The organism is Roseospira marina (assembly GCF_014197855.1).
Classification (GTDB): Bacteria; Pseudomonadota; Alphaproteobacteria; order Rhodospirillales; family Rhodospirillaceae; genus Rhodospira; species Rhodospira marina.
Map to the genome: position 1 here is coordinate 129,348 of NZ_JACIGJ010000009.1, position 24,755 is coordinate 154,102.

A 24,755-nucleotide genomic window follows, 5' to 3' on the forward strand; every position below is an offset into this window, starting at 1 on the left:
CACCTCAAACGGTTTCGATCACGATCAACCGGTCGCCGGTCACCATGGGGCGGCCCGGCTTGGCGTGAACCTTGCCGACCCGGCCCGCCACGGGCGCAACAACGGTGATTTCGGTTTTCATGGCTTCGAGGATGACGACCGGCTGCCCTTCGGTGACGGTTTGCCCTTCCTCGACCAGCACCTTCCAGACGGAGCTGTGCAGCTCCGCCAGCACCGCCTCGCCGTCGACCTCCTCCAGGTCCTCGGGCGCCTCCTCGGCCATGGCGACGGTGGTCTCGTCCTCCTGCCAGCGGGCGACCTCGGCGGTGAACGCCGTGAGCTGCGCGGCGCGGAAGGCGGCGATGCTCTCCTTCTCGGCCTCCAGAAAGGCGTGGTAGGCGCCCAGGTCGAAGACCTCTTCGTCGATCCGGATGGTGCCGCGCCCCTCGCGGAAGTCGTCGCGCAAGCGGTCCAGCTCGGCCTCCTCGACCGGGTAGAACCGGACCTGATCGAAGAAGCGCAGCAGCCAGGGCTCGCCCTTGGTGAAGACCGGGTTTTTCTGGAACTTGTTCCAGATCGGCAGGGTGCGGCCGACGAGCTGGTAGCCGCCCGGGCTGTCCATGCCGTAGATGCACATGTAGACGCCGCCGATGCCCACGGTGCCCTCGGCCGTATAGGTGCGGGCGGGGTTGTATTTCGAGGTCACCAGTCGGTGGCGCGGGTCGATCGGCACCGCGCAGGGCGCGCCCAGGTACACGTCGCCCAACCCCAGCACCAGATAGCTGGCGCTGAAGAGGATCTCCGCGACCTGCTCGCGGCGCTCCAGGCCGTTGATGCGCTGGATGAAGTCGACGTTGTTCGGCATCCAGGGGGCGGACGGCCGCACCGTTTCCCGGTAGCGGGCCTGGGCGTCGAGCGTCGCGGAATCCTCGAAGGCCACCGGCAGATGAAGGACGCGGGTCTTGACCTTCATCGTGTCGATGTCGGGCAACTGGTCTTCGATCGTCAGCAGGGTGGCGATCAGGTCCTGCTGGTGCAGGCGGCGGCTGTCGTAGTTGATTTGCAGCGACCGCACCCCGGGCGACAGCTCCAGAATGCCGGGGATGGCGCGGGCCGTCAGCGCCTCCATCAGGGCGTGGACGCGGAACCGCACCCGCAAATCCAACTCGTTCGGGCCGTATTCCAGCAGGATGTATTTGTCCCCGGCCTGGCGGTAGGCGACGGCCGGGACCGCGCCCTCCGCCGGCCGTTCGGCCAGGATGGCGGCCGACGCCGTCGTGTTCGACGTCAGGGCGGGTACGGTGGGCGCGGGCCGCGCGGCCAGGGGGCTCAGGGTGGCGATGGCGTCATCCTGCGCGCGTTCCAGCGCCAGCGCGTCGTCGAACGTCATCGGGGTGAAGCGGATGGTGTCGCCCGGCTTGGCCTGCCCGATCTTCCACAGTTCGGCCTTGGCGATCGTCGCCGGGCAGACGAAGCCGCCCAGAGACGGCCCGTCGCGGGTCAGGATCACCGGCATGTCGCCGGTGAAGTTGATCGAGCCGATGGCGTATTCGGTGTCGTGAATATTGGACGGGTGCAGACCCGCCTCGCCGCCGTCGCTGCGCGCCCAGGTCGGCTTGGGGCCGAGCAGGCGGATGCCCAAGCGGTTGGAGTTGTAATGCACCTCCCAATCGGTGCCGAAAAACATGTCCACGGCGGCGTCGGTGAAGAAATCCGGCGCCCCATGCGGCCCATAGAGGACTCCCACCTCCCAGTGCGTGCCGTAGGTGGGGACCAGATCGGCCGGCGCGGGGGCTGGGGATGGGGCGTCATCGGGGCGGCGACCCAGCTCGATCAGGTCGCCGCGCAGCAGGGTGCGGCCCCCATGTCCGCCGAACTTGCCAAGAACGAAGGTCGACCGGCTGCCGAGATACAGCGGCACGTCCAGCCCGCCGGCGAAGGCTACGTAGGTCCGGCAGCCGGTCAGCGCCTTGCCGATGGCCAGCACCTGCCCGGCGGTCACCGCAATCGGCGCCCACATGGCGACGGGTTTGCCGTCCAGGGTGGCCTCGGCCTGCGCCCCGGTGAGGGCGATCACGGTGTCGGTGTGAAACTTCAGCGTCGGCCCGACCAGGGTGCACTCCAGGCTGGCGGCCCGGTCGTCGTTGCCGACGATGCGGTTGCCCAGCCGGAAGGCGTAGTCGTCCATCGGTCCCGACGGCGGAACCCCGATATCCCAATAGCCGACGCGGCCCGGGTCATCCTGAACGGTGGTGTAGGTGCCGGGCTGGAGCACCTCGACCGCCTGCGGGTGATAGGTCAGCCGGGACAGGCTTTGCGTGGACACCTGTCCGGAGACGAACACGTCAGAGGCCGCGATCTCACGCAGATAGCCCAGATTGGTGGCAATGCCGGCGATGCGGGAGGCGACGAGCGCGGCCTGAAGGCGTTCGATCGCCGCCGCGCGGGTCTCTCCATGCACGATCAGCTTGGCGATCATGGGATCGTAGTACGGCGAGACCGTATCGCCGGTCGCCACGGAATTGTCGACGCGGATGTTGTCCGGAAAGGCGACCTCGGTCAGTTCACCGGCCGAGGGCTGAAAGCCGTGCGCCGGGTCCTCGGCATAGATCCGGACCTCGATCGAATGTCCGTTGGGTGTGGGCAGGGCGGACAGATCGGGGGGCGTGCCGGCGGCGGTCTGGATCATCCAGGCCACCAGATCGATGCCGAGCACCGCCTCGGTGACCGGGTGCTCGACCTGAAGGCGGGTGTTGACCTCCAGGAAATAGAACGCGTCCCGGCCGAAATCGTAGATGAACTCGACCGTGCCCGCCGACTGGTAGCCGACGCTCCGCCCCAGGCGTTCGGCGGCGGCCAGCATGGCGGCGCGGGTTGCCGTCGGCAGGTTCGGGGCGGGCGTTTCCTCGATGACCTTCTGGTTGCGGCGCTGCAAGGAGCAGTCCCGCTCGCCCAGGGATACGACCTGACCCTGGCCATCGCCGAAGATCTGGACCTCCACATGGCGGCCGCTGTCCACGCAGCGTTCCAGGAAGACGCCGGCATCCTTGAAGAAGTGGAGCGCCTGCCGCTGCACGACCTCGAAGGTCTCCGCCAGGGCGTCGGCATCGGCGCACCGCGTCATGCCGATGCCACCGCCGCCCGCGGTCGATTTCAGCATGACGGGATAGCCGATCCGCGCGGCGGCGGCCTGCGCGTCCTCCAGGCTGTCCAGCAGGCCTGTGCCGGGCACCAGCGGGACACCGGCCGCCTCGGCCAGCTCGCGCGCGGTGTGTTTCAGGCCGAACTGGCGGATTTGCTCCGGCGTTGGGCCGACGAACGCGAGGCCGGCCTTGGCGCAGTCCTCGGCGAAGGCCGCGTTCTCCGACAGGAACCCGTAGCCGGGGATGATGGCCTCGGCCCCTTCCGCCAGGGCGGCCGCCAGGATCAGGTCCCCGCGCAGGTAGGTGTCGGCCGCTTTGTCGCCCGGCAACCGGACGGCGGCATCGGCCAGCGCGACATGCGGACTGGCGTGATCGGGATCCGAATAGACCGCGACGCTGCGAATCCCCATGGTCCGCAGGGTGCGGAGGATCCGAGCGGCGATTTCCCCCCGGTTGGCGACCAGGACCGTTTTGAACATGGCAGATGCCCCTCGAATGCTCTGACGCCCCGGCTCTTTTTTGCGCGGACGTCCGATCCGCGCGAACCGAGACGGATGACGCCGATTCCGCACAAAAGCGATGCGCTCAGCCTTTCAGGTTGCCGTGTTCAATCAAACTGCTATTAATTCAGCCAGGCGGTTCCGAAAATGCACCACCCGCTGTGAAGGTGTGCAAAATGAAGCACTTATACACGTTCGAGCTGATCGAGGCCGTGGCGCGCTGCGGATCTATGCGGCGGGCGGCGGAGGACATGAACCTCACCGGCTCGGCCCTGAACCGGCGGATCCGACGCTTTGAGGCCGAGTTCGGTGCCGAGATCTTCGAGCGGCTGCCCAGCGGAGTCCGGCTCAACAGCGCGGGCGAGATGGTGCTGTACCACTACCGCACCACGCGGTCGGATCTGGCCCGGGTCAAGGGCCAGGTCGCCGATCTGGCGGGGGAGCGGCGCGGCCATGTGTCCATCGCCTGTTCCCAGGCGGTGACGCCGTACTTCCTGCCCGAGCAGATCGCGCAGTACCGCAAACAGCACCCGGGCGTGACCTTCGCGGTCAAGGTGGGCGATCGCACCCAGGCTGAGCACCAACTCATGAGCTTCGCCGCGGATTTGGCTCTGGTGTTCGAGCCCGCCTATCTGGTGGAGTTCGAGGTGATTCAAAGCCTGCCGCAGCGCGTCCATGCGGTGCTGGCGGCGGACGATCCGTTGGCCACGAAGACCGAGGTGCGCCTGAGCGAGGTTCTGGACCGGCCCTGCGTCATCCCCTCGACGCAATACGGTGTGCGGCACTTGCTGGACATGGCGGGGCGCAAACGCCGCCGGCCGCTTGAGCCCGTGGTGGAATCCGACAGCTTCGATCTGATCCGCCACTACGCCCTGCACGAGCGCGCCATCGGCTTTCAGATTCCGATCGGGCTGAAGGCGCCGCAGGACGGGGCTGTGGTGTTTCGCCCTCTGGACGAACGCGACGTCCCGGCCGGCACCCTGTTCCTGGGGCAGAAACAGGGCCGCACGCTGCCGGTGGCCTCGGCGCGGTTCGGGATGCAGGTGGCGGAGAGGATGGCCCGCCTGGGCGGATAACGCGACAGGCCCGGTTGGTCACGAAATATCGTAGTCGTGCAGCTTATACAGCAGCGCGCGGCGGCTGATGCCGAGTTGCGCGGCCGTGCGCGCCCGGTTGTCGTCGTTCTCCGCCAGCGCCCGCTGAATGACGTGGGACTCGAACGTGCGCACCATCTCGCGCAGCGGCCGGATGGGGTTGTCCGCGCCGAGCGGGTGGGCCTCGAACACCGGCGTCGAGCCGCACGCGATGCTCTCCGGCAGGTCCTCGGGCTGGATGGCGCTGGTGGTGCTCATCACGACCGCCCGTTCCACCGCGTTGGCCAGTTCGCGCACGTTGCCCGGCCAGGGATACGCCTCCAGGCACTCCAGCGCGGCCGGATCGAAGCCGCGCAGTTTCACGCCGTTGTCGGCCGCGAAGCGTTCCAGGAAGTGGTCTGCGAGCAGGCGGATATCCTCGCGCCGGTCGCGCAGGGGAATGGTCTTCAGCGCCACGACGTTGAGCCGGAAGTACAGGTCCTGGCGGAACGTACCCTCCCGCACCATGGCCTCAAGGTCGCGGTTGGTGGCCACGATCACGCGCACATCGGTGCGGATCGGTTCCGTGCCGCCGACCCGTTCGAACTCGCGCTCCTGCAACACGCGCAGCAGCTTGACCTGAAGCCCTGGCGACATCTCCCCGATCTCGTCCAGGAACAGCGATCCGCCGTCGGCCTGTTCGAAGCGGCCGCGCCGTCGGGTCGCGGCGCCCGTGAAGGCGCCCTTCTCGTGACCGAAGAACTCGCTTTCCAGCAGGCCTTCGGGGATGGCGGCGCAGTTCACGCGCACGAACGGTCCCGTGGCGCGGGGGCTGCCATAGTGCACGGCGGCGGCCACCAGTTCCTTGCCCGTGCCGCTTTCCCCGTGGATCAGCACCGTGGCCTGACTGCGCGCCACCTTGGCGATGGTCTGGCGGAGGTCCTTCATGGCCGGGTTGGCGGTCAGGATGCCCTCGGCGCCGTAGCGGTCCGACAGCTCCCGGCGCAGCGACGCGATGTCGGCGCGCATGGCGCTGATCTCCAGCGCGCGGCGGACCAGCAACCGGATTTCGTCCAGGTCGAACGGCTTGATGACATAGTCGAAGGCGCCGTCCTTGACCGCCTGCACGGCGGTGGCGATCTCGGCGAAGGCGGTCATCAGGATGACCGCGCTGCTGCGGTTGATCTCCAGAATGGCCTTCATGGCCTGAAGACCGTTCATCTTCGGCATGCGGATGTCCATCAGCACCACATCGGCGTGGTGCTGGCGGAAGGCCTCCACGGCGTCCTGGCCGTTGGCGGCGGTCGTCACGGTCAGGCTCTCGTTGGAGAGCACCGCCGTCAGCATGGACCGGATGGCCTCGTCGTCGTCGACCACAAGGGCCGTGGCGGGTGTTTCGGCGGCGGTCATTCCGGTTTCTCCTGCGCGTTCGGCGCCGTTATCGGCAAGACGATGGTCACCACGGTTCCCTTGCCCTCCGTGCTGTCCAAGCGGATCGACCCGTCGTGACTGGCGATGATGCGATGGACCATGGCCAGACCGAGCCCGGTGCCTTCGGGTTTGGTGGAAAAGAAGGGGTCGAAGACCTTTTCCAGGTTCTGCGGGGACAGCCCGACCCCATCGTCGCGCACGGTGATCGTCACCCGATCCGCGCCCTGGCGGCGGGTCGTGATGGTGACGCTGCCTTCGGCGTCGATGGCCTGCAGGGCGTTGATGATCAGATTGAGCAGGGCCTGCTTCAGCGCCTCGCCGTCCGCGTCGATCTCCGGCATGTCGTCGGCCAGATCCAGCTCGATGCGGGCCTCCGACCGGCCCTGGGCCAGGAACACCATCTCCTTGGCGATCTGGTTGAGCCGGACGCGACCGATGCGGGGCGGCCGGGGGCGCCCGAACGCCAGCAGTTCGGAGATGATGTGGTTCAGGCTGTCCACCTGCCGGATGATGAGCGGCCCGTACTCCTGCCAGTCCTGGGTGCTCTTGCTTTCCGCCAGATACTGCATGAAGCCGCGGATCGACGTCAGCGGGTTGCGGATCTCGTGGGCGATCCCGGCGGTCAGCTCGCCCAGCGCGGCGAGGCGGTCGGCCTGCATGACCTGCACCATCAGGCGGTCGCGCTCGCTCACGTCCTTCAGGACCACCACGGCGCCGATGCGGTGGCCGTCGCCGTCCCGCAGCACGCTGGAGGAGGCGGTGATCTTCAGGCTCGGGTCGCTATGGGGCATGCGCAGGGTCACGCCGATATGGGTGCGTCCCGTTTCCAGGGTGTCCAGCAGCACGCTGTTCATGTCGGTGCCGTCCACGAACAGTTCGTGGTACGGGCGCCCGATGACCCTGTCCGCCGAGACCGAATAGAGCGCCTCCGCCGCCGGGTTGAAGGCGGTGACCCGCCCCTCGACATCGATGGCGACGATGCCGTCGGCCACGCTGACCAGGATGTTCTCGGTCAGCGAGCGGGCATCGAGCAGGTCCTTGGCCATCGCGTTGATGGCGTCGACGATGGCGCCCAGTTCGTCGCGCAGGGGCGGGATCGGCCGACGCAGGTCCCGCTTCAGGTGCTGCAAACCGTTGACGATGACCCCCACGTCGTTCGACAGGCTGCGCGAGGTTGCCTGGATGATCAGCAGCGCCACCAGCAGGCCCCCGAGCGCGCTGAACAGGACCGCGCGGTCGATGACGCTTTGCTGGCGTTCGACCGCCTCGGTGAACTCGTTGGCCCAGATGTAGCCGTGGACCTCGCCGTTGCGGACGATCGGCCACATGGCGTTGAGCACTTGCCCGCGCACCAGACTGCCGAACGCAATGTCCGGGGTTCCCGTCGCCATGACCTGCCGCCCGGGATGGTCGGGGGCGATCGACTGGCCGATGGTGGTGTCGTACAGCGGGCTTGGCCCGTAGGTGACGATCACGTCCAGGCGTTTCGAATAATAGCCGACGCCGATGCCGGCCTCTGCCTGCGCCACCAGATCCGTCACGGCCTCCAGCCGGGTGTTCAGATACGCGATGGCGGCGTCCCGGTCGTCCCAGCCGGACGGCAGAGCCGCGATCAGGGCATCGAACCCGCCCGCCCCCAGCTCGAAATCGAGGATGCGGGCCAGGGTGAACAGCTTGTTCTGCTTTTCCTCGATCAGGGCCTGCCGGCCCTGATGCTCCAGGACCCCGCCCACGATCAGGATCGGCAGCAGAACCACCACCAGGGACGTCAGAATCAGGCGGTGCCGCAGGCTGCGCACCGAGAACCGCCGCAGGACCTTCCAAGGACGCACGTCAGACCTCTGTCGAAAGACCTAATCCTTTGGATCTGGAAACCTCCAAAGGAACCAAGTACACTATAGGGCAGAGATAAGCATACGTAAACTAGTGCACAAAAAATTGCGCAGGTGCGCAAAAATTTTCACACGACTCCAGGTTTAATTCCCGAACATATAAAGTCACCACTGCGAATTTTTCTTCACACCCGCGCAGATAACTTCGCGTTTTCTGCCCTTCATTCTGAGTCCGCAACGCCGCGAAATCCCCGTAATCCATTGTTTCAGAACGATAAATATGGGGTTGCGTATTCTGGCACGTCGTTTGCGGATGTGGGCCCATCACTTCATCCCGGGGTGATGGGTCCGACGAACCAGGCGACGCTTGCGAACGCCCGGCAGCCGACCCACCGCCCCGTTGTCTCCCTCGAAGCGAGGAAACGTCATGTGCAAGGTCTGCTCACTGTCCAGGGCCGTGGATCAGATCCCCAACGGGGCTTCACTGTTGATCGGTGGGTTCATGGGCGTCGGGTCGCCGCATCGCCTGATCGATGAACTGGTGAAACAGGGCAAACGGGACCTGACCGTCATCATCAACGACACCGCCCGTCCGGACTTCGGTGTCGGCAAGCTGGTGGATGCGAAGGCCATCCGGCGCCTCGTCACCTCTCACATCGGCCTGAACCCGGAAACCCAGCGCCAGATGCTGGCCGGCGAGATGGAGGTTGATCTGGTTCCGCAGGGCACCCTGGCCGAGCGTATCCGCGCCGGCGGCACCGGCCTGGGCGGCGTGCTGACCCGCACCGGCGTCGGCACCGTGGTTGCCGAGGGCAAGTCGACCGTGGACGTCGACGGCGAGACCTTCCTGCTCGAACGCCCCTTGGTCGCCGACTTTTCGCTGATCCGGGCGTGGCGCGCCGACCACCTGGGCAACCTTCAGTACGAACTGACGGCGCGGAACTTCAACCCGGCGATGGCCATGGCCGGCGCCACCGTGATCGCGGAGGCCGGCGAGATCGTCCCGGTCGGCATGATCGCGCCCGATCAGGTCGAAACCGTCAGCGTCGTTGTCGATACCCTCGTCTCCCGGGAGGACTGATCCCATGGATACCAAGAACCTGATCGCCCAGCGCGTGGCCCAGGAACTCAAGGCCGGTGACCTCGTCAATCTCGGCATCGGCTTGCCGACCCTGGTCGCCAACTACGTCCCCGCCGGAACGCAGATCTTCTTCCAGTCCGAGAATGGCGTCATCGGCATGAAGCCGCTGGACATCCCCAACACGTCCTCCGACTCCCTGACCGACGCCGGCGGCATGCCGACCAGCGTGATCCCGGGCGCGGCCGCGTTCGACAGCGTGGCGTCGTTCGGCTTCATCCGCGGCGGGCATCTGGCGGTGACCGTGCTCGGCGGCTTGCAGGTCGACGAGGCCGGACAGCTCGCCAACTGGATGGTGCCCGGCAAGATGGTACCCGGTATGGGCGGCGCCATGGACCTCGTCTCCGGCGCCAAGCGCGTGATCGTGGCCATGACCCACACCGCCAAGGGCGCTCCCAAGATCCTCAAGGCCTGCACCCTGCCCCTCACCTCCGTGCGCCGCGTGGCGCTGATCGTCACGGAGATGGCCGTGATCGAGCCGACCGAGGATGGCCTGATGCTGCGTGAGGTCGCCCCCGGCGTGACCGTCGACGACGTTTTGGCTGCGACCGAGGCGCGCCTGATCGTCGGTGAGTCCACCCCCACCATGGCGGTCGCCGCCTGAGGTCCCTCCATCCGTCCTGCACGGATGTCGCGTACGGAGCCGAGTCAATGTCAAAGCATGTCGCAGCCGCGACGGCCGGAACCGCGTCCCTCGACGCGGACGACGAAACCCCGAGCCAGGGCGGTCTCGCCCGGCTGGCCTATGCCTTCACGCAATGGGCCGAGAAGTGGTTCCCCGATGCCTTCATCTTCGTGATCCTGACCACCCTGGTGGTCACGGTCGCCGACCTCGCCATCGGCGCGGGTCCGCTGGAGATCGCCGAGGGTTTCGGGTCCGGCTTCTGGTCGCTGATCCCCTTCACCATGCAGATGGCCATGGTGGCGATCACCGGTTACGTGGTCGCGTCCTCCCCGCCCTGCACGCGCCTGATCGCCAAGCTGGCCAGCGTGCCCGGCACCGGCCCGCAGGCGGTGGCCTGGGTGGCGTTTGTCTCCATGGCGTCGTCCTACCTGAACTGGGCGTTGAGCCTGGTGCTGGGCGGCCTGCTGGTGCGGGCCCTGGCGCGGCGTGGCGAACTCCACATGGACTACCGCGCGGCCAGCGCGGCGGCCTACCTCGGTCTCGGCTCCACCTGGGCGCTGGGTCTCAGCTCCTCCTCGGCCATGTTGCAGGCGAACGCGCTGTCGCTGCCGAAGTCGATCTCCGAGATCAGCGGCGTCATTCCCCTCAGCGAAACCATTTTCCTGTGGCAGTCGGTGGTCCTGTATTTCGTCCTCATGATCATGTCGATCCTGGTGTTCTACTTCGCGTCGCCGCGTGGCCATCACGTGAAGACCGCCGAGGACATGGGCGTGGACGTCCGCAGCGAGATGGCCACCGAACAGGCGCCGAGCCGCCCCGGTGACTGGTTCGAATTCACCCCCGTGCTGCCGATCCTGATCGTTCTGCTGGCCGTGGGCTACTTCTGGGGTCAGTTCTCCGAGAAGGGTCTGTTGGCCACCGTCTCCAGCCTGAACAACTACAACTTCTTCTTCCTGATGCTCGGCCTGCTGCTGCACCGGAACATCCGCAGCTTCCTGGTCGCCGTCACCAAGGCCGTGCCGACCGCCGCGGGCGTGATCATCCAGTTCCCGTTCTATGGCGCCATCGCCGCCATGCTGACCCATGTGGTCGGCTCGGACGGGGCCTCCATCTCGCACCACCTGTCGCACCTGTTCGTCAGCATCGCCAATGGCGACACCTTCCCGGTCATCATCGGCATCTACTCGTCGGTGCTGGGCTTCCTGGTGCCCTCGGGCGGCGGTAAGTGGATCATCGAGGCGCCCTATGTGCTCCAGGCCGCCAAGGACATGCACGCCCACATGGGCTGGGCCGTCCAGATCTACAACGCGGCCGAGGCCCTGCCGAACCTGATCAACCCGTTCTGGATGCTGCCCCTTCTCGGCATCGTGAAGCTTCAGGCCCGCGACATCGTCGGCTTCACCTTCACCCAGCTCCTGATCAGCGCGCCGGTGGTCATGTTCCTGCTGTGGCTGTTCGCGGAAACGCTCGCCACCTGAGCCGAGCGCCCGACCGGGGGAGGGGACGGCCACCGCGTCCACCCCTCCCTCCTGGCCCTCCCGTTTTTTTCGTTTTTCCCGTCGTCCGTCTGCTGCCCGGGTGCGCACCCCGTGCCGGCCTCGGCCCCGTGTGTGCCCGCTTCAGCCCTGTCAGTGAGGTCTTCCATGAATTCGATCGTGATCGCCAGCGCCGCCCGCACGGCCGTCGGAACGTTCAACGGCGCGCTGGCCTCGGTCCCGGCCCATGTTCTGGGCGAAACCGCGATCCGCGCCGCCCTGACCCGCGCCAAGACCGAGGCCGCCGAGGTCGACGAGGTGATCCTGGGCCAGATCCTGTCCGCCGGTCAGGGCCAGAACCCGGCCCGTCAGGCCGCCCTCAACGCCGGCATCCCGCAGGAAAAGACCGCCTACGGCATCAACCAGCTCTGTGGCTCCGGTCTGCGCGCCGTCACCCTGGGCCTGCAGGCGATCCTGTGCGGCGACGCCAAGGTCGTGGTGGCCGGCGGCCAGGAGAGCATGAGCCGCGCCCCGCACTGCATGCACCTCCGCGATGGTGTCAAGATGGGCGGCCGCGAGGTCGTCGATACCATGATCCAAGACGCCCTGACCGACGCCTTTCACGGCTATCACATGGGCGTGACGGCGGAGAACATCGCCACCCGCTGGGGTCTGACCCGCGAGGCGCAGGACGCCTTCGCCGCCGGCTCGCAGCAGAAGGCGGAAGCCGCGCAGAAGGCGGGCCGCTTCGCCGACGAGATCGTTCCCGTGACCATCAAGACCCGCAAGGGCGAGATCGTCGTCGACACCGATGAGCATCCGAAGGCGGGCGTGACCGCCGAGGGCCTCGCCAAGCTGCGGCCGGCGTTCGCCAAGGACGGCACGGTGACGGCCGGCAACGCCTCCGGCATCAACGACGGCGCCGCCGCCGTCGTGCTGATGACCGAAGAGGCCGCGGTCGCGCGTGGTGCGACTCCGCTGGCGCGCATCGTCTCCTGGGCCACCCGGGGCGTTGACCCCGCCATCATGGGCACCGGCCCGATCCCGGCTTCGCGCGCCGCGCTGGACAAGGCCGGCTGGACCGTGGGCGACCTGGATCTGATCGAGGCCAACGAAGCCTTCGCCGCCCAGGCGCTCGCCGTCAACCACGACCTCGGCTGGGATCCGGCCAAGGTGAACGTCAACGGCGGCGCCATCGCGCTCGGCCACCCGGTCGGGGCCTCCGGCGCCCGCGTCCTGGTGACCCTGTTGCACGAGATGCAGAAGCGCGACGTCCACAAGGGTCTCGCCACCCTGTGCATCGGCGGCGGCATGGGCATCGCCGTCTGCGTCGAACGCTGATCGGCCCTCTCCCGGGCGTCGCCTCCTTCCTGGGGGCGGCGCCCTTTCCTACGCCGGTTTCCCCGCCCTTCCGCGCTCCGTCTCCCCCTGTCGTTCGAGGAAGCATCCCGATGCGGTCTGACCTGATTCTGGTGATCAACTGCGGCTCGTCGTCGCTGAAAAGCGCGCTCTTCACGACGACGCGCGCCGAACCCTTGATGCGCGGCCTCGCCGAGTGCCTCGGGACGCCCGAGGCGCGGTTGCGGCTCGTTGAGAACGGCGACCGCATCGACATCCCGCTTGCCCCCCACGCGGACCACGCCGCGGCGCTCGATCCCCTGCTGGGTCACCTGTCGGATCGGCACATGCTGGCGCGGGTCGGTGCCGTGGGCCATCGGGTGGTGCACGGGGGCGAGACCTTTACCGAGTCCGCCCTGCTGACCGACGCGGTCCTCGCGGACATCGAGGCGTGCGCGGCCCTGGCGCCGCTGCACAACCCCGCCAACCTGAGCGGCATTCGCAGCGCGCGTGCCGCTCTGCCGCACCTGCCGCAGGTGGCGGTGTTCGACACCGCCTTTCACCAGACCATGCCGCCGTCGGCTTATCTGTACGCGCTGCCGCGCGACCTGTACCGACGCTTCGGCGTGCGCCGCTACGGCTTCCACGGCACCTCGCACCGGTATGTGGCGGGGGAGGCGGTGCGCCTGCTCCGGCTGGCGCCGGACGACCACGGCCTGATCGTCGCCCATCTGGGCAACGGCGCCTCGATCACCGCCGTGCGCGACGGCCGCAGCGTCGACACCACCATGGGCATGACTCCGCTTGAAGGGCTGGTGATGGGAACCCGGGCCGGTGACGTGGACGTGGGCGCGCTCGCCCATGTGGCCCGGCAGCGGGGCGACACCATCGCGGACCTGGAGCGGATCCTGAACGCCGAAAGCGGCTTGTTGGGCCTGTCCGGCCTGTCGGGCGACTGCCGCGCGTTGCAGGCGGCCGCCGAGGCCGGGCATCGCGGCGCCATCGAGGCGCTGGACGTCTTCATTCACCGCATCGCCCGGCATATCGGCGCCCTGGCCATGTCGCTGGATCGGCTGGACGCTTTGGTGTTCACGGGTGGCATCGGTGAGAACTCCGCCTTCGTGCGCGGCGCCGTGCTCAATCGTCTGACGGTGCTGGGGTTCGAGCGCGATCCGTCGGATGACGGCGCGCCCCTGGACGGCGGCGCGCGGATCCTGTCGCGGGGGCGTGGTCCGGTGACCCTGGTCATTCCCACCAACGAGGAATGGATGATCGCCCAGGACACGGCGACCCTGGCCGGATTGACCCGCGGACCCGTTGTCTTGAAGACCGCCGAGGTGAGGGTCTCGGCATGACGGCCCCGATGATGACCGGTCCCCGCACGCTATTCGTGGTGCCCACGACGCCGGACAGTCCGGCGACGGCGGTGGCGCTGGGTCTGGTGCGGGCGTTCGAGCGCGCCGGCCACGACGTCGGCTATGTCCGGCCGGTGGACAACCCGAACACCCCGGCCGGATCGCCCGACCCGGCCTTTCGTGTCGCGCGGGTTCACTGCGGCGCGGCGATTCCCGATCCGCTGCCGGCCCGTCAGGCGGAGGGCATGATCCGCGCCGGTGCGATGGCGGCCCTTCTGGACGCCGTCGTGCAGCGGGTCGAGCAGGCCCGGCGCGGTCATGCGCTGGTGGTCGTGGAGGGGCCGGCGCCGATGCGCGGCCATCCCCTGATCGGCGATCTCGACCGGACCCTGGGCCGCAATCTGGCCGCCGAGGTGATCCCGGTGGTGCCGGGCGACCGGGGCCGCGTCGAGGAGGTGGTCAACGCCGTCGCCGATGCGATCTACCGTTTCGGCGGGGCGGATGCGCCGCCCCCGGCGCAGGTCATCGTGACACCGGCCCCGGGCGCGGGCCGGGCGGCGGCGCTGCGCGCGGCCCTGGACGCCGCCAGCCTGGCCAGCCCCTGTCTGGTGCTGCCGTCGCTGGACGAGGACCGCAACGGCCTGCCGATCACCGACACCCTGAACGGGCTCGGCCTGGGCACCGGCCCGTCCATCCCCGCGGAGGTACGGGCGCGCGTGGCCCGTCACATGGATCACCTCGCCGACCTGATGGCGCCGGGCCTTGTGATGCAGAACCCCACGGTGCGACGGACGGCCGGGCTGACCCCGCCCATGTTCCGCTACCGCATGGTGGAGGCGGCGCGTGACGCCGACCGGCGCATCGTGCTGCCGGAGGGCGAGGAGCTCCGAACCCTGAAGGCGGCCGTGCTCTGCGCCGAACAGGGCATCGCCCGCTGCGTGCTGCTGGGCGATCCGGCGACGATCCGGGCCAACGCCCGCGCGGCCGGTCTGACCGTGCCCGACACGCTCGAGATCGTCGATCCCACCGCGATCCGGGCGCGCTACGTCGCGCCGCTGGTGGCCCTTCGCAAAAGTATGACCCCGGAGCGGGCGGAACAGGCCCTCCAGGACACCGTCGTGCTCGGCACCATGATGCTGGCCGAGGACGATGTCGATGGGCTGGTGTCGGGCGCGGTCCACACCACCGCCGACACCGTCCGGCCGGCGTTGCAGCTCATCCGCACCGCACCGGGGGCCAGCCTCGTCTCCAGCGTGTTCTTCATGCTGATGCCCGATCAGGTGCTGGTGTACGGCGATTGCGCCATCAATCCAGACCCGACGGCGGAGCAGTTGGCCGAGATCGCGATCCAGTCGGCGGACAGCGCCGCCACCTTCGGCATCGAACCCCGCGTGGCCATGATCTCCTACTCCACCGGCACGTCCGGCCAGGGCGATGATGTGGACAAGGTGCGGATCGCGACGGCGTTGGTGCGTCAGCGGCGACCCGACCTGCTGGTGGATGGCCCGTTGCAGTACGACGCCGCCACCGTCGCCAGCGTCGCCCGCAGCAAGGCCCCCGACAGTCCGGTGGCCGGGCGCGCGACGGTGTTCGTGTTCCCGGACCTCAACACCGGCAACTGCACCTACAAGGCCGTGCAGCGCGCTGCCCATGTGGTCAGCGTGGGGCCCTTGTTGCAGGGCCTGCGCAAGCCGGTGAACGACCTGTCCCGGGGCGCGCTGGTGGACGACATCGTCTACACGATCGCCCTGACCGCCCTTCAGGCCGGTGGCCCCCGGCGGGCCGAGACTCAGGATCTGGCCGCAACCGGCTGAGCGCCCCACTCACCCCCGGATCCCGACGTGTGGGACGGTCGGCGCTTCCCCACCCCCATACGCAAAAACGGCGATGAGTCCTGCTCATCGCCGTTTCACGACCGTCCGTCGCCGACGTTACACTGGCCGACGCATAGACGGACTTCAATTGCGGACCCGACCTACTGGGCGGCCAGGATCTTGGTGATCATGTCGTCGCCGAACTTCGCCTTGTAGCTGTCCCAGGTGGATGCGACGGCGGCCTGGAAGGCGGCCTTGTCCACGTCGGTGTTGATTTCCATGCCGCGCTCTTTCAGATCGGCGAGGATGCTGGCTTCCTTGTCGATGCTCATCTGGCGTTGGTATGCGGTGGCCTCCTGCGCCACGTCCACGATCACCTGCTGCTGCTCCGGGGTCAGCGCATTGAATTTCTTCAGATTCATGGCGATGAAAAGCATGGAATAGGAGTGCTCGGTCATCGACAGGTAGTCCTGGACCTCGTCGTAGTGGAACGAGTGGGTGATGGGGATCGGGTGCTCCTGGGCGTCCACCACGCCGGTCTCAAGCGCGGTGTACAGCTCCGACACCGGCAGCGGTTGGGGATTGGCGCCCAGCAGCGCGAACATCTCGTTCAGCGCGGCCGAGTTGTTGGTGCGGATGTTCAGGCCCCGCACATCCTCGGGCTCGCGGATCGGGCCGCGCGAGTTGGTGATGTTCCGGTAGCCGTTTTCCGGGAAGCCAAGGCCCTTCATGCCGAAGTCCTCGAAGTCCGCCAGGAGGGACTGCCCCACCTCGCCGTCGAGGACCTTATAGGCGTGCTCCCGGCTGGTGAAGATGTACGGCAGCAGCAGCCCGCCGACCTGCGGCATCAGACCGTCGACGTTGTTCAGGCCGGACATGACGATATCGACAATGCCGGACCGCGTGCCGGAGATCATCTGCTGATCGTTGCCGAGCTGGCCGTGCGGGAAGATCTTCACCGTCACCTCGCCGTCCGTGCGCTTCGCCACCTCGTCGGCGAAGTGCTCGGCCAGGGCCTGCTGCAGGTCGGTGTCCGGGGCCGCATGGGCGAACTTCAGTTCGGTCGCGGCCAAGGACACACTGGCGGAGGCCAACAAGACGGCGGCGACGAGGGGAGCGGCCAGGGGGGCGGCCAGCGGGGCAAACGGGAACCTCATGACGAATCCTCCAGATGTCGGTTGACGACTTGTCGTGTGTCCCCTGTCAGCCCGCAATGAGCCGCATGGGGACAATGATAAGCTCAGGGAAGATGATGAACAGGATGAGAAGGAGAGAGTACACGCCGACAAAGGGCAAAATACCCACGACCGCTTTTTCGACCCGTATTTTGCCGACGCCGCAGACGACGTTCAGCACGGTGCCGACGGGCGGGGTAATCAGTCCAATGCAGGTGTTCATGATGAACATCAGCCCGAAGTACACCGGATCGATACCGGCCGTCCGGACCACCGGCATCAGCAGCGGCACCAGGATCAGCACAGTCGGGCTCAGGTCCATCACCATGCCGATCGCCAGAACGAGCAGCATGATGGCGGCCATCAGCAGGCGCGGGCTGTCGATCAGCGGCGCCAGCACCTGCGCCAGCTCCTGCGGCAACTGGGCGACGGTGATCAGCCACGAGGCGACCATGGCGCTCCCGACCAGGAACATGATCATGCCGGTGGACTTGCTGGCGGAGATCAGAACGTGGAAGAACTTCGCCCACGTCAGTTCGTGGTAGACCAGGGTCGAGACCAGCACCGCGTACACGGCGGCCACCACGGCGGCCTCGGTCGGGGTGAAAATGCCGAAGCGGATGCCGATGATGATGATGAAGGGCAGGCACAGGGCCCAGATGCCGTCGCGCAGGGCCGCCCGCCGCTCCTGCTTGTCGGCCTTCGGCTTGGCGTCCATGGGTTCGTTGCGAACCAGGACGCTCCAGGTGATGAGCAGCGCGGCGCCCATCATCAGACCGGGCGCGATGCCGCCCATGAACAGCTTGGTGATCGAGATGTTGCCGGCCACGCCGATCAGGATCAGCGGCACGGACGGTGGAATGACCGGCGCGATGATGCCGCCGGCGGCCAGCAGGCCGGCCGAGCGCCCCTCGGGATAGCCGGCCCCCTTCATCATGGGGAACAGGATGGCGACCAGGGCCGCGGCGTCGGCGGCGGCGGAGCCCGACAGGCCGGCCAGCACGACGGCGGTGAACACGGCCACGTAGCCCAGGCCGCCCTTGCGGTGGCCCACGTAGGCCATGGCGAGGCGGACGATCCGCCGCGACAGCCCGCCCGAGGCCATGACCTCGCCGGCCACCAGGAAGAACGGAATCGCAAGAAGGGCGAAGCTGTCGACGCCGTTGACCAGGGACTGCGCCAGGATATCGGCGCTGAACAGGTCCATGTGCAGCATCAGGGCGACCGAGGCCAGCAGCAGGGCGAAGGCCACCGGGATGCCGAGCAGGATGCTGACGATCAGCACGGACAGAAAGATGACGAGGGTCATGGCGCGACCTCCTCGTCCCCCGACAGCAGGGTCCAGCCCACTATCAGGACCCGAAGGACGCCGATCACGGCCATCAGGGCGCCCGCCACGGCGCCGGCCAGATACATGGCGCCCACGGGAATGCCGCTCAGCGGCGAGATGTTGCCCCAGTTGTCGATGGTCTGACGGAACGCGCCTAGGAACAGCATGCCGCTGGTCAGGATCACGACGGCCCAGACGACCATGCGCAGGAGGGCGCGCGGGACGCGCGGCAGCGTTCGTTCGATCATGCGAAGGTCGAGGTGCGCCTCGTCGCGCAGGCACACGACCGCACCCAGCATGATGATCCAGACGAACAGGAAGCGTGATGCCTCGGCGGTGGCCAGAATGCCGCTGGAGAACCCGTAGCGCAGCACGACGTTGACGAACACGATCACGATCATCACGACCATGCTGGCGGCCATCGCCACATCGATACCGCGCCAGGCCCACCACAGGGCGGTGCGAAGGAGGCTCATGACAGGCCTCCCGTGTCTTCGGTCGGCGGCGACAGCGGTCACCGGCTCGGGGCCGGACCTGCGCGTGCTCATGGGTCGTCCCCCCAGGGTTTGCGCGGGTCCGTCTGCGGGGCCCTGCGCGGCCATCGTTCGGGCGACGGCTGGACCGCTTGGGGCCGCCGGGCGTGACCGGGGATCCCCATTGCGGTCTCTGTCGTAACGGTCGGAATGGTATCGATAACATTTGATGCTGGCAAGTCAAATATGAAGCCAACGTTACGGGCATGCGATCTGGTCCTTTGGTGCGCCCAAATAGCGCAGTCGCTTTGTATCAAAAGACTCAGTACCCTTCGCGCCTGCAATATGAACGCATTCAATAGGGTCTTCGCGCCCAATGTGCCCTTCACGTTGCGTTATCGATAACCCTTGACCACGGTCGCGTTCAGAGGCACACTGGACTCCGCAAACAGTGTGCGCCGTGAAAGGTTGTCATGTCCGAGCGCCCAACCGGACCGCGTAAATCGCGGGAGGCGCGTGCGCGCAAGATGCCGACCATGGCCGATGTTGCGCGGCGGGCCGGCGTTTCGGCCATGACCGTGTCCCGGGCCCTGAAGGACAAAAGCGCCGTCACACCTGAGACCCGCGACCGGATTTTCCAGGCGGTCCAAGATCTTGGCTACGTTCTGGATATGTCGGCCGGGGCGCTGTCCTCGAAGAAGACCGGATTCGTCTCGGTTCTGATCCCGTCCCTGAACAACTCCAACTTCTCGGACACGGTCCAGGGCATCAGCGAGATCCTCGACACCGAGGGCATGCAGGTGCTGATCGGGACCACGAACTATTCCCGCGTGCGCGAGGAGCAGGTCATTGCGACCATGCTGCAACGGCGTCCCGAGGGGATCATCGTCACCGGCGGCACCCATACGGCCCGTGCCCGCTCCATGCTGGAAACGGCGGGCATTCCGGTGATCGAAACATGGGACCTGCCGGTCGCGCCGATCGGGCATGTGGTGGGGTTCTCCAACGCCGCCACGATCGAGGACCTGATGGCCCGCCTCATGTTCTGGGGCTATCGCCGCGTCGCCTTCATCGAGGGCGAGCCCGGCGACGACACCCGGGGCCACGACCGCCGCACCGGCTATGAGCGGGCGGTGCGGGCGCTGGGGCTGGAGCGATCGTGCGTGATCTCCGTCGGGCGGCCGCCGGTCACGGTCGAGCATGGCGCCCAGGCCGTCGTGCGTCTTATCGAGACGTGGCCGGAGGTGGAGGCCGTCATCTGTGTGTCCGATCTGTCGGCGTTGGGCGCCATCATGGAATGCCATCGGCGCGGCTGGGATGTGCCGGGGCGTCTGGCCGTCGCCGGCTTCGGCGACTTCCAGGTGGCGCGCCACTGCTGGCCGTCGATCACCACGGTGTCGGTGGGCAGCCTTGCCATCGGCCAGGAGACCGGGACCCTGATGCTGCAGGCGATTGCCGCCATGCGCGCCGGCACGCCGCTACCGCCCCGGCGTATCACCATCCCGCACACGGTGATCGAACGCGACAGCACCGCGCGCCAGCCCCACCCGGCCGAGACCGCCCCCGCCCCGTGATCCGGGGGAGGGAGCGGCCCTGAAGGGCACGGTGTGCCGCGTCACCCGAAGGCGAGTTGCACCTTCATGGCGGTGTGGCGGTCGCCGGCGGATTGGAACGCGGCTACCGCGTCGGCGGCGGGGAAGGTCGCGGTCAGCAACGGCGCCAGCGGCACCCGGCGGGCGCCGATCAGCTTACCGGCCCAGGCGAACTCCTCGTGGAAGCGGAACGAGCCGCACAGCTCGATTTCCTTGGCGACGATCTGGTTCTGCGGCAGCGTGACCTCACCGCCGAGGCCAAGCTGGATCAGGCGTCCGCGCGGCCGGATGACGTCCAGCGCCGACCGCATGCCGCTTTCGGTCCCGGAGGCCTCGATGACCGCGTCGAACGTTCCCTTGTTGGCCCCATAGGCGGCCAGCGCGTCGGCGTCGGTTGCCACGTTGATGGTGCGGTCGGCGCCCACGGCGCGGGCGCGGGCCAGGGCCTCGTCGACCACGTCGGTGGCAACGACCTCCAACGCACCATGCAGCTTGGCGGCGGCCACGACCAGCGCCCCGATGGGGCCGGTGCCCGTGACCAGGACGCGCTTGCCGATCAGGCTGCCGGCGCGGTTGACGGCGTGCAGGGCGACGGAGAATGGTTCGGCGAACGCGGCCTCACCGGCGGTCACATCGGCGGGCAGAACCTCGCACTGCCACGCCTTCGCGACCAGCAACTCGCTGAAGGCGCCCTGGATGTGCGGCATCCGCATGGCGCTGCCGTAGTAGCGCATGTCGAGGCACTGGTTGTACTGGGCGCGGCGGCAGTATTCGCAGGTGCCGCAGGGGCGGCTCGGGTTCACCGCGACCAGATCCCCCACGGACACGCCGGTGACGTCCGCGCCGACGGCGGCGATGCGGCCGGCGACCTCGTGGCCCAGGATCATGGGCTCGGCGATCCGGACGGTGCCGAACCCGCCGTGATTGAAGTAGTGCAGGTCGGACCCGCAGATGCCCCCCGCCTCGATGCGGATCAGCACATCATCGGGACCGGCGGTCGGCGTCTCGCGCTCCTCGATCCGCAGGTCCTTCGGGCCGTGACACACAATGGCTTTCATGACAGCGACTCCTGTCCGACGCGGGATCAGATGACCGGGGTGAGAAGGGGCTGGCCGGCGAAGTGCGCCGCCAGATTGTCGTGGACCAGCTTACCCATGGCCTTGCGGGTCTCGACGGTGCCGCTGGCCTGATGGGGTTGCAGCAGCACCGAATCCAGGGTCAGGAACCGGGGGTCCAGGTTCGGCTCGTTCTCGAACACGTCCAGGGCGGCAAAGCCGAGGGCCTTGGTCTCCAGCGCCTCCAGCAACGCCCCCTCGTCCACCGTCGAGGCGCGGGCGATGTTGACCAGCAGGCCCGACGGGCCCAGCGCGTGCAGCACGTCGCGGCCCACGATGCCACGGGTGGCCGCGCCGCCCGTCAGCGTGACGAACAGCACGTCCGCGCGCTGGGCCAGCGCCACCGGATCCGACACGAACGTCCAGTCGGTGGGGAGGCCGTCGCGCGGGGCCAGATCGGTGTAGGCGATGTCCATGTCGAAGGCGGCGCAGCGGCGCGCGACCTCATGGCCGATCCGGCCCATGCCCAGGATGCCGACGGCCTTGCCGTGCACGCGGGTCTTCAGCGGCAAGAGGCCCTGCGCGGCCCAGGATCCGGAGCGGACCCAGGCCTCGCCCGGGACGATGCCGCGCGACGCGGCCAGCATCATGGCGACGCCGAAGTCGGCCACGTCCTTGGTCAGCACGTCCGGCGTGTTTGTCACCCGGATGCCCCGGGCCTTGGCGGCGGCGATGTCCACGGCATCGTAGCCCACACCGTAGACCGCGATGACCTCCAGGTTCGGCAGCGCGTCGATCAGGTCGCGCCCGGCGCCCAACTCGCCGCGCGTGGCGATGCCCCGGATCCGATCCGCGCGCTCCCGCACGAAAGCGGCCTTATCGTCCGCTTCGAAGTACCGATGCATCGTGAAGCGCGCCTCCAGCGCCTCCACGTCCCACGCGGGATAGGGACCGATCTGGAGAATGTCAGGCTTGGACACGCCGCCCTCCGAGGGTTGGGGCCACGGCCTGTGGTCGGTGGGTGTGGCCGGTGTTTGTGACTTGACTCGTTTTATGACGGAGCCCTATGTTATCGATAACACGCCGGCATGCAAGATCTGATTTGGAGCCCGGCAGCCCAACACGCCAGTTGGGGCACACCCGTTTCAGGAGGGACGACCGTGAGCGCATCCAACCTGTTCGACCTGACCGGCCGACGCGCGCTGGTGACTGGGTCGGGCCAAGGCATCGGGTTTTCGTTGGCCCGAGGGCTCGCCCAGGCCGGCGCCGAGATCATTCTGAACGATATCGACCCGTCGCGCCTGGAGGGCGCCGCCACGACTCTGCGCGACGCCGGTGTTATCGTTCACACGCTGCCCTTCGACGTGACGGCGCCGGAGGCGGTCGCGGCCGCCATCGATGGCTTCGAGGCCGAGACCGGGCCGATCGACATCCTGGTCAACAACGCCGGCATGCAAGTCCGCGCCCCGCTGGAGGCGTTCCCGGTCGAGCGGTTCGACGCGCTGATGCGGCTGAATCTGAACGCGGTGTTCTACTGCGGGCAGGCGGTGGCCCGGCACATGATCGGGCGTGGGGCCGGCAAGATCGTCAACATCTGCTCGGTGCAGACGGCGCTGGCGCGGCCCTCGATTGCGCCGTACACGGCCTCGAAGGGCGGGGTGGCCAACCTGACCAAGGGCATGGCGACCGACTGGGCCCGCCACGGCCTTCAGATCAACGGGCTGGCCCCGGGGTACTTCAAGACCGAGCTGACCTCGGCCCTCGTGGCCGACGAGGCGTTCACCGTCTGGCTCAGCGCCCGCACCCCGGCCGGCCGCTGGGGCGACGTTGAGGAGTTGATCGGCGCCTGCGTCTTCCTGGCCTCGCCCGCCTCCAGTTTCGTGAACGGACACATTCTCTATGTCGACGGCGGCATCACAAGTTCGGTTTGAGCGGCGCCCCATCGTGGTCGTCATGGGCGTGTCGGGGTCCGGGAAGTCGACCATCGGCGCCGCCCTGGCGCAACGGCTGGGGGTTCCGTTCCTCGATGCGGACGATGTCCACCCGGCCGCGAACGTCCGGAAGATGGCCAGCGGCGTCCCGCTGACCGACGCGGACCGCTGGCCCTGGCTGGGCGCGCTCGGCGCGGCGATGCGGGAGCATGCCGACGCCGAGGGCGGCGTGGTCTCCGGATGCTCGGCGCTCAAGCGGGCATACCGCCAACGCCTGATGGACACCATCGGCCGGCCGGTGCTGTTCCTGGTGCTGGACGGTTGCCGCGAGACCCTGTTTGCCCGCATGAGCGCGCGCGGGGACCACTACATGCCCCCGGGCCTGCTCGACAGCCAACTGGCGGACCTGGAACGCCCGGACGCGGCGGAGCCCGCCCTGACCCTGTCCATTGAACAGGACGTCGATACCCTGGTGGAGGAGGCGATGGCGGCGCTGGCCGTCCTGACGCCATCACCATCCCCCGCGTCCTGACACCCAATCGCCCAGCCCCCGTTCGGGAGGACTCCATGGCAGACTCAGTGAACACCCGCGTCGGCGTCGTCGGCGTCGGCATCATGGGCACCGCGATCGCAACCCGCCTGCTGGACTGCGGCCTGACCGTCACCCTCTACGACCGCAGCGAAGAGAAGGTCGCCGCCATGGTCGCCAAGGGCGCCGTTGCGGCCGCCTCGGCGCGCGCGGTCGCCGCGGCGTCGGACGTCGTGATCCTGTCGCTCAACAATGCCGCCATCGTCGAGACCGCCGTGTTCGGCCCCGACGGCGTGGCCGAGGCCGCGTCGCCGGACAAGCTGCTGGTCGATATGTCGTCCATCGATCCGGAGTCGACCAAGGTCCTGGCCGCGCGCCTGAAGGACGACTTTGGCATGGCGTGGCTCGACAGCCCCCTGTCCGGCGGCGCGCCGGGCGCGGTGTCGGGCACGCTGGCGGTGATGGCCGGCGGGACGGAGGAGGACTTCGCCCGCGCCCGCCCGGTCATGGATCACCTGTGCGCCAACTTCACCCTCATGGGCCCGTCGGGCGCCGGGCAAACCACCAAGCTGGTCAATCAAGTGCTGTGCGCCGTCGGCTTCCAGGCCATCGCCGAGGCCACCCAGTTGGCGCTCAACGGCGGCGTCGCCGTGGACCGCATTCCGGCCGCCCTGTCCGGCGGCCGCGCCGACTCCCGACTGTTGCAGGAGTTCATGGCCAAGATGGGCGCGCACGATTATTCGCCCACGGGCCGCCTGGACAACATGCTGAAGGATCTGGAGGCCGTGCAGGCCTTTGCGGCCAAGACCCGCACCGGCATGCCGCTCACCGCCCTGACCACGGAGATCCACCGCCTGTTCGTGGCCGCCGGCAAGGGCGGCGACGACAACGCGGCCCTGATGAAGCTGTTCAACGGCCCGGCCGACTAGCCCCGATCGCTCCCCAACAAACGCCTCATTCCAAAAGA

19 protein-coding genes are annotated in these 24,755 nt (G+C 68.0%); 11 read left to right on the forward strand and 8 right to left on the reverse strand.

The features are described from left to right. Positions 1-4: 4 nt before the first annotated feature. Positions 5-3,601: an urea carboxylase gene (uca, locus tag GGD82_RS13130; protein ID WP_150062679.1), complete on the reverse strand. Its 3,597-nt coding sequence runs from the start codon at positions 3,599-3,601 to the stop codon at positions 5-7. Positions 3,602-3,798: 197 nt separating this feature from the next. Here uca and GGD82_RS13135 point away from each other — a divergent pair, with 197 nt between their 5' ends. Next, the gene (locus tag GGD82_RS13135; RefSeq protein WP_150062680.1) at positions 3,799-4,698 is read left to right on the forward strand and encodes a LysR family transcriptional regulator; all 900 of its coding nucleotides are present in this window, start codon (positions 3,799-3,801) and stop codon (positions 4,696-4,698) included. Between the two features lie 18 nt (positions 4,699-4,716). Here GGD82_RS13135 and atoC read toward each other — a convergent pair whose 3' ends face one another. Then, complete coding sequence (atoC, locus tag GGD82_RS13140; protein ID WP_150062681.1) at positions 4,717-6,105, reverse strand: acetoacetate metabolism transcriptional regulator AtoC; 1,389 nt, start codon at positions 6,103-6,105, stop codon at positions 4,717-4,719. Next, positions 6,102-7,958, reverse strand: a complete 1,857-nt coding sequence (gene atoS / locus GGD82_RS13145; protein ID WP_150062682.1) for a two-component system sensor histidine kinase AtoS — start codon at positions 7,956-7,958, stop codon at positions 6,102-6,104. Before atoS ends, atoC begins: the two co-directional genes overlap by 4 nt. A 427-nt stretch (positions 7,959-8,385) precedes the next feature. Here atoS and GGD82_RS13150 point away from each other — a divergent pair, with 427 nt between their 5' ends. From GGD82_RS13150 to pta, 6 genes are all read left to right on the forward strand, one after another. Further along, complete coding sequence (locus GGD82_RS13150; protein ID WP_150062683.1) at positions 8,386-9,039, forward strand: CoA transferase subunit A; 654 nt, start codon at positions 8,386-8,388, stop codon at positions 9,037-9,039. A gap of 4 nt (positions 9,040-9,043) precedes the next feature. After that, complete coding sequence (locus GGD82_RS13155; protein WP_150062684.1) at positions 9,044-9,700, forward strand: 3-oxoacid CoA-transferase subunit B; 657 nt, start codon at positions 9,044-9,046, stop codon at positions 9,698-9,700. Between the two features lie 47 nt (positions 9,701-9,747). After that, a complete protein-coding gene (locus GGD82_RS13160) occupies positions 9,748-11,199 on the forward strand; it encodes a short-chain fatty acid transporter (protein ID WP_150062685.1) in 1,452 nt (483 codons plus the stop codon). 165 nt (positions 11,200-11,364) lie between these two features. Next, the gene (locus GGD82_RS13165) at positions 11,365-12,537 is read left to right on the forward strand and encodes an acetyl-CoA C-acetyltransferase (protein ID WP_150062686.1); all 1,173 of its coding nucleotides are present in this window, start codon (positions 11,365-11,367) and stop codon (positions 12,535-12,537) included. A 110-nt stretch (positions 12,538-12,647) separates the two neighbouring features. Continuing rightward, entirely contained in the window at positions 12,648-13,889 is a 1,242-nt protein-coding gene (locus GGD82_RS13170) for an acetate/propionate family kinase (protein WP_150062687.1), read from the forward strand. Beyond that, positions 13,886-15,703 carry a phosphate acetyltransferase gene (gene pta / locus GGD82_RS13175; protein WP_150062688.1) on the forward strand — a complete coding sequence of 606 codons (1,818 nt, stop codon included), beginning with the start codon at positions 13,886-13,888 and terminating at the stop codon, positions 15,701-15,703. The genes GGD82_RS13170 and pta overlap by 4 nt, the downstream gene beginning before the upstream one ends. Positions 15,704-15,864: 161 nt before the next feature. Here the strand turns inward: pta and GGD82_RS13180 are convergent, their stop codons facing one another. From GGD82_RS13180 to GGD82_RS13190, 3 genes are read right to left on the reverse strand one after another with little or no spacing between them, the layout of a single operon-like run. After that, positions 15,865-16,860 (reverse strand): DctP family TRAP transporter solute-binding subunit, encoded by a 996-nt coding sequence (locus GGD82_RS13180; protein WP_150062689.1) that lies wholly within the window; start codon positions 16,858-16,860, stop codon positions 15,865-15,867. 46 nt (positions 16,861-16,906) lie between these two features. After that, positions 16,907-18,187: a TRAP transporter large permease subunit gene (locus GGD82_RS13185; protein WP_150062690.1), complete on the reverse strand. Its 1,281-nt coding sequence runs from the start codon at positions 18,185-18,187 to the stop codon at positions 16,907-16,909. After that, positions 18,184-18,684 carry a TRAP transporter small permease subunit gene (locus GGD82_RS13190; protein WP_150062691.1) on the reverse strand — a complete coding sequence of 167 codons (501 nt, stop codon included), beginning with the start codon at positions 18,682-18,684 and terminating at the stop codon, positions 18,184-18,186. The genes GGD82_RS13185 and GGD82_RS13190 overlap by 4 nt, the downstream gene beginning before the upstream one ends. A 533-nt stretch (positions 18,685-19,217) precedes the next feature. Here GGD82_RS13190 and GGD82_RS13195 point away from each other — a divergent pair. Further along, complete coding sequence (locus GGD82_RS13195; RefSeq protein WP_150062692.1) at positions 19,218-20,255, forward strand: LacI family DNA-binding transcriptional regulator; 1,038 nt, start codon at positions 19,218-19,220, stop codon at positions 20,253-20,255. 41 nt (positions 20,256-20,296) lie between these two features. Here the strand turns inward: GGD82_RS13195 and GGD82_RS13200 are convergent, their stop codons facing one another. Both GGD82_RS13200 and GGD82_RS13205 read right to left on the reverse strand, forming a co-directional pair. Next, positions 20,297-21,331 carry an L-idonate 5-dehydrogenase gene (locus tag GGD82_RS13200; protein ID WP_150062693.1) on the reverse strand — a complete coding sequence of 345 codons (1,035 nt, stop codon included), beginning with the start codon at positions 21,329-21,331 and terminating at the stop codon, positions 20,297-20,299. Between the two features lie 26 nt (positions 21,332-21,357). Continuing rightward, positions 21,358-22,308 (reverse strand): 2-hydroxyacid dehydrogenase, encoded by a 951-nt coding sequence (locus tag GGD82_RS13205; RefSeq protein ID WP_150062694.1) that lies wholly within the window; start codon positions 22,306-22,308, stop codon positions 21,358-21,360. A gap of 180 nt (positions 22,309-22,488) precedes the next feature. Between GGD82_RS13205 and GGD82_RS13210 the strand changes: the two genes are divergently transcribed. From GGD82_RS13210 to GGD82_RS13220, 3 genes are read left to right on the forward strand one after another with little or no spacing between them, the layout of a single operon-like run. Then, the gene (locus tag GGD82_RS13210) at positions 22,489-23,259 is read left to right on the forward strand and encodes an SDR family oxidoreductase (protein ID WP_246163917.1); all 771 of its coding nucleotides are present in this window, start codon (positions 22,489-22,491) and stop codon (positions 23,257-23,259) included. Further along, the gene (locus tag GGD82_RS13215) at positions 23,228-23,791 is read left to right on the forward strand and encodes a gluconokinase (RefSeq protein ID WP_150062696.1); all 564 of its coding nucleotides are present in this window, start codon (positions 23,228-23,230) and stop codon (positions 23,789-23,791) included. Before GGD82_RS13210 ends, GGD82_RS13215 begins: the two co-directional genes overlap by 32 nt. A 35-nt stretch (positions 23,792-23,826) precedes the next feature. Then, entirely contained in the window at positions 23,827-24,717 is an 891-nt protein-coding gene (locus GGD82_RS13220; protein ID WP_150062697.1) for an NAD(P)-dependent oxidoreductase, read from the forward strand. Positions 24,718-24,755 lie beyond the last annotated feature (38 nt).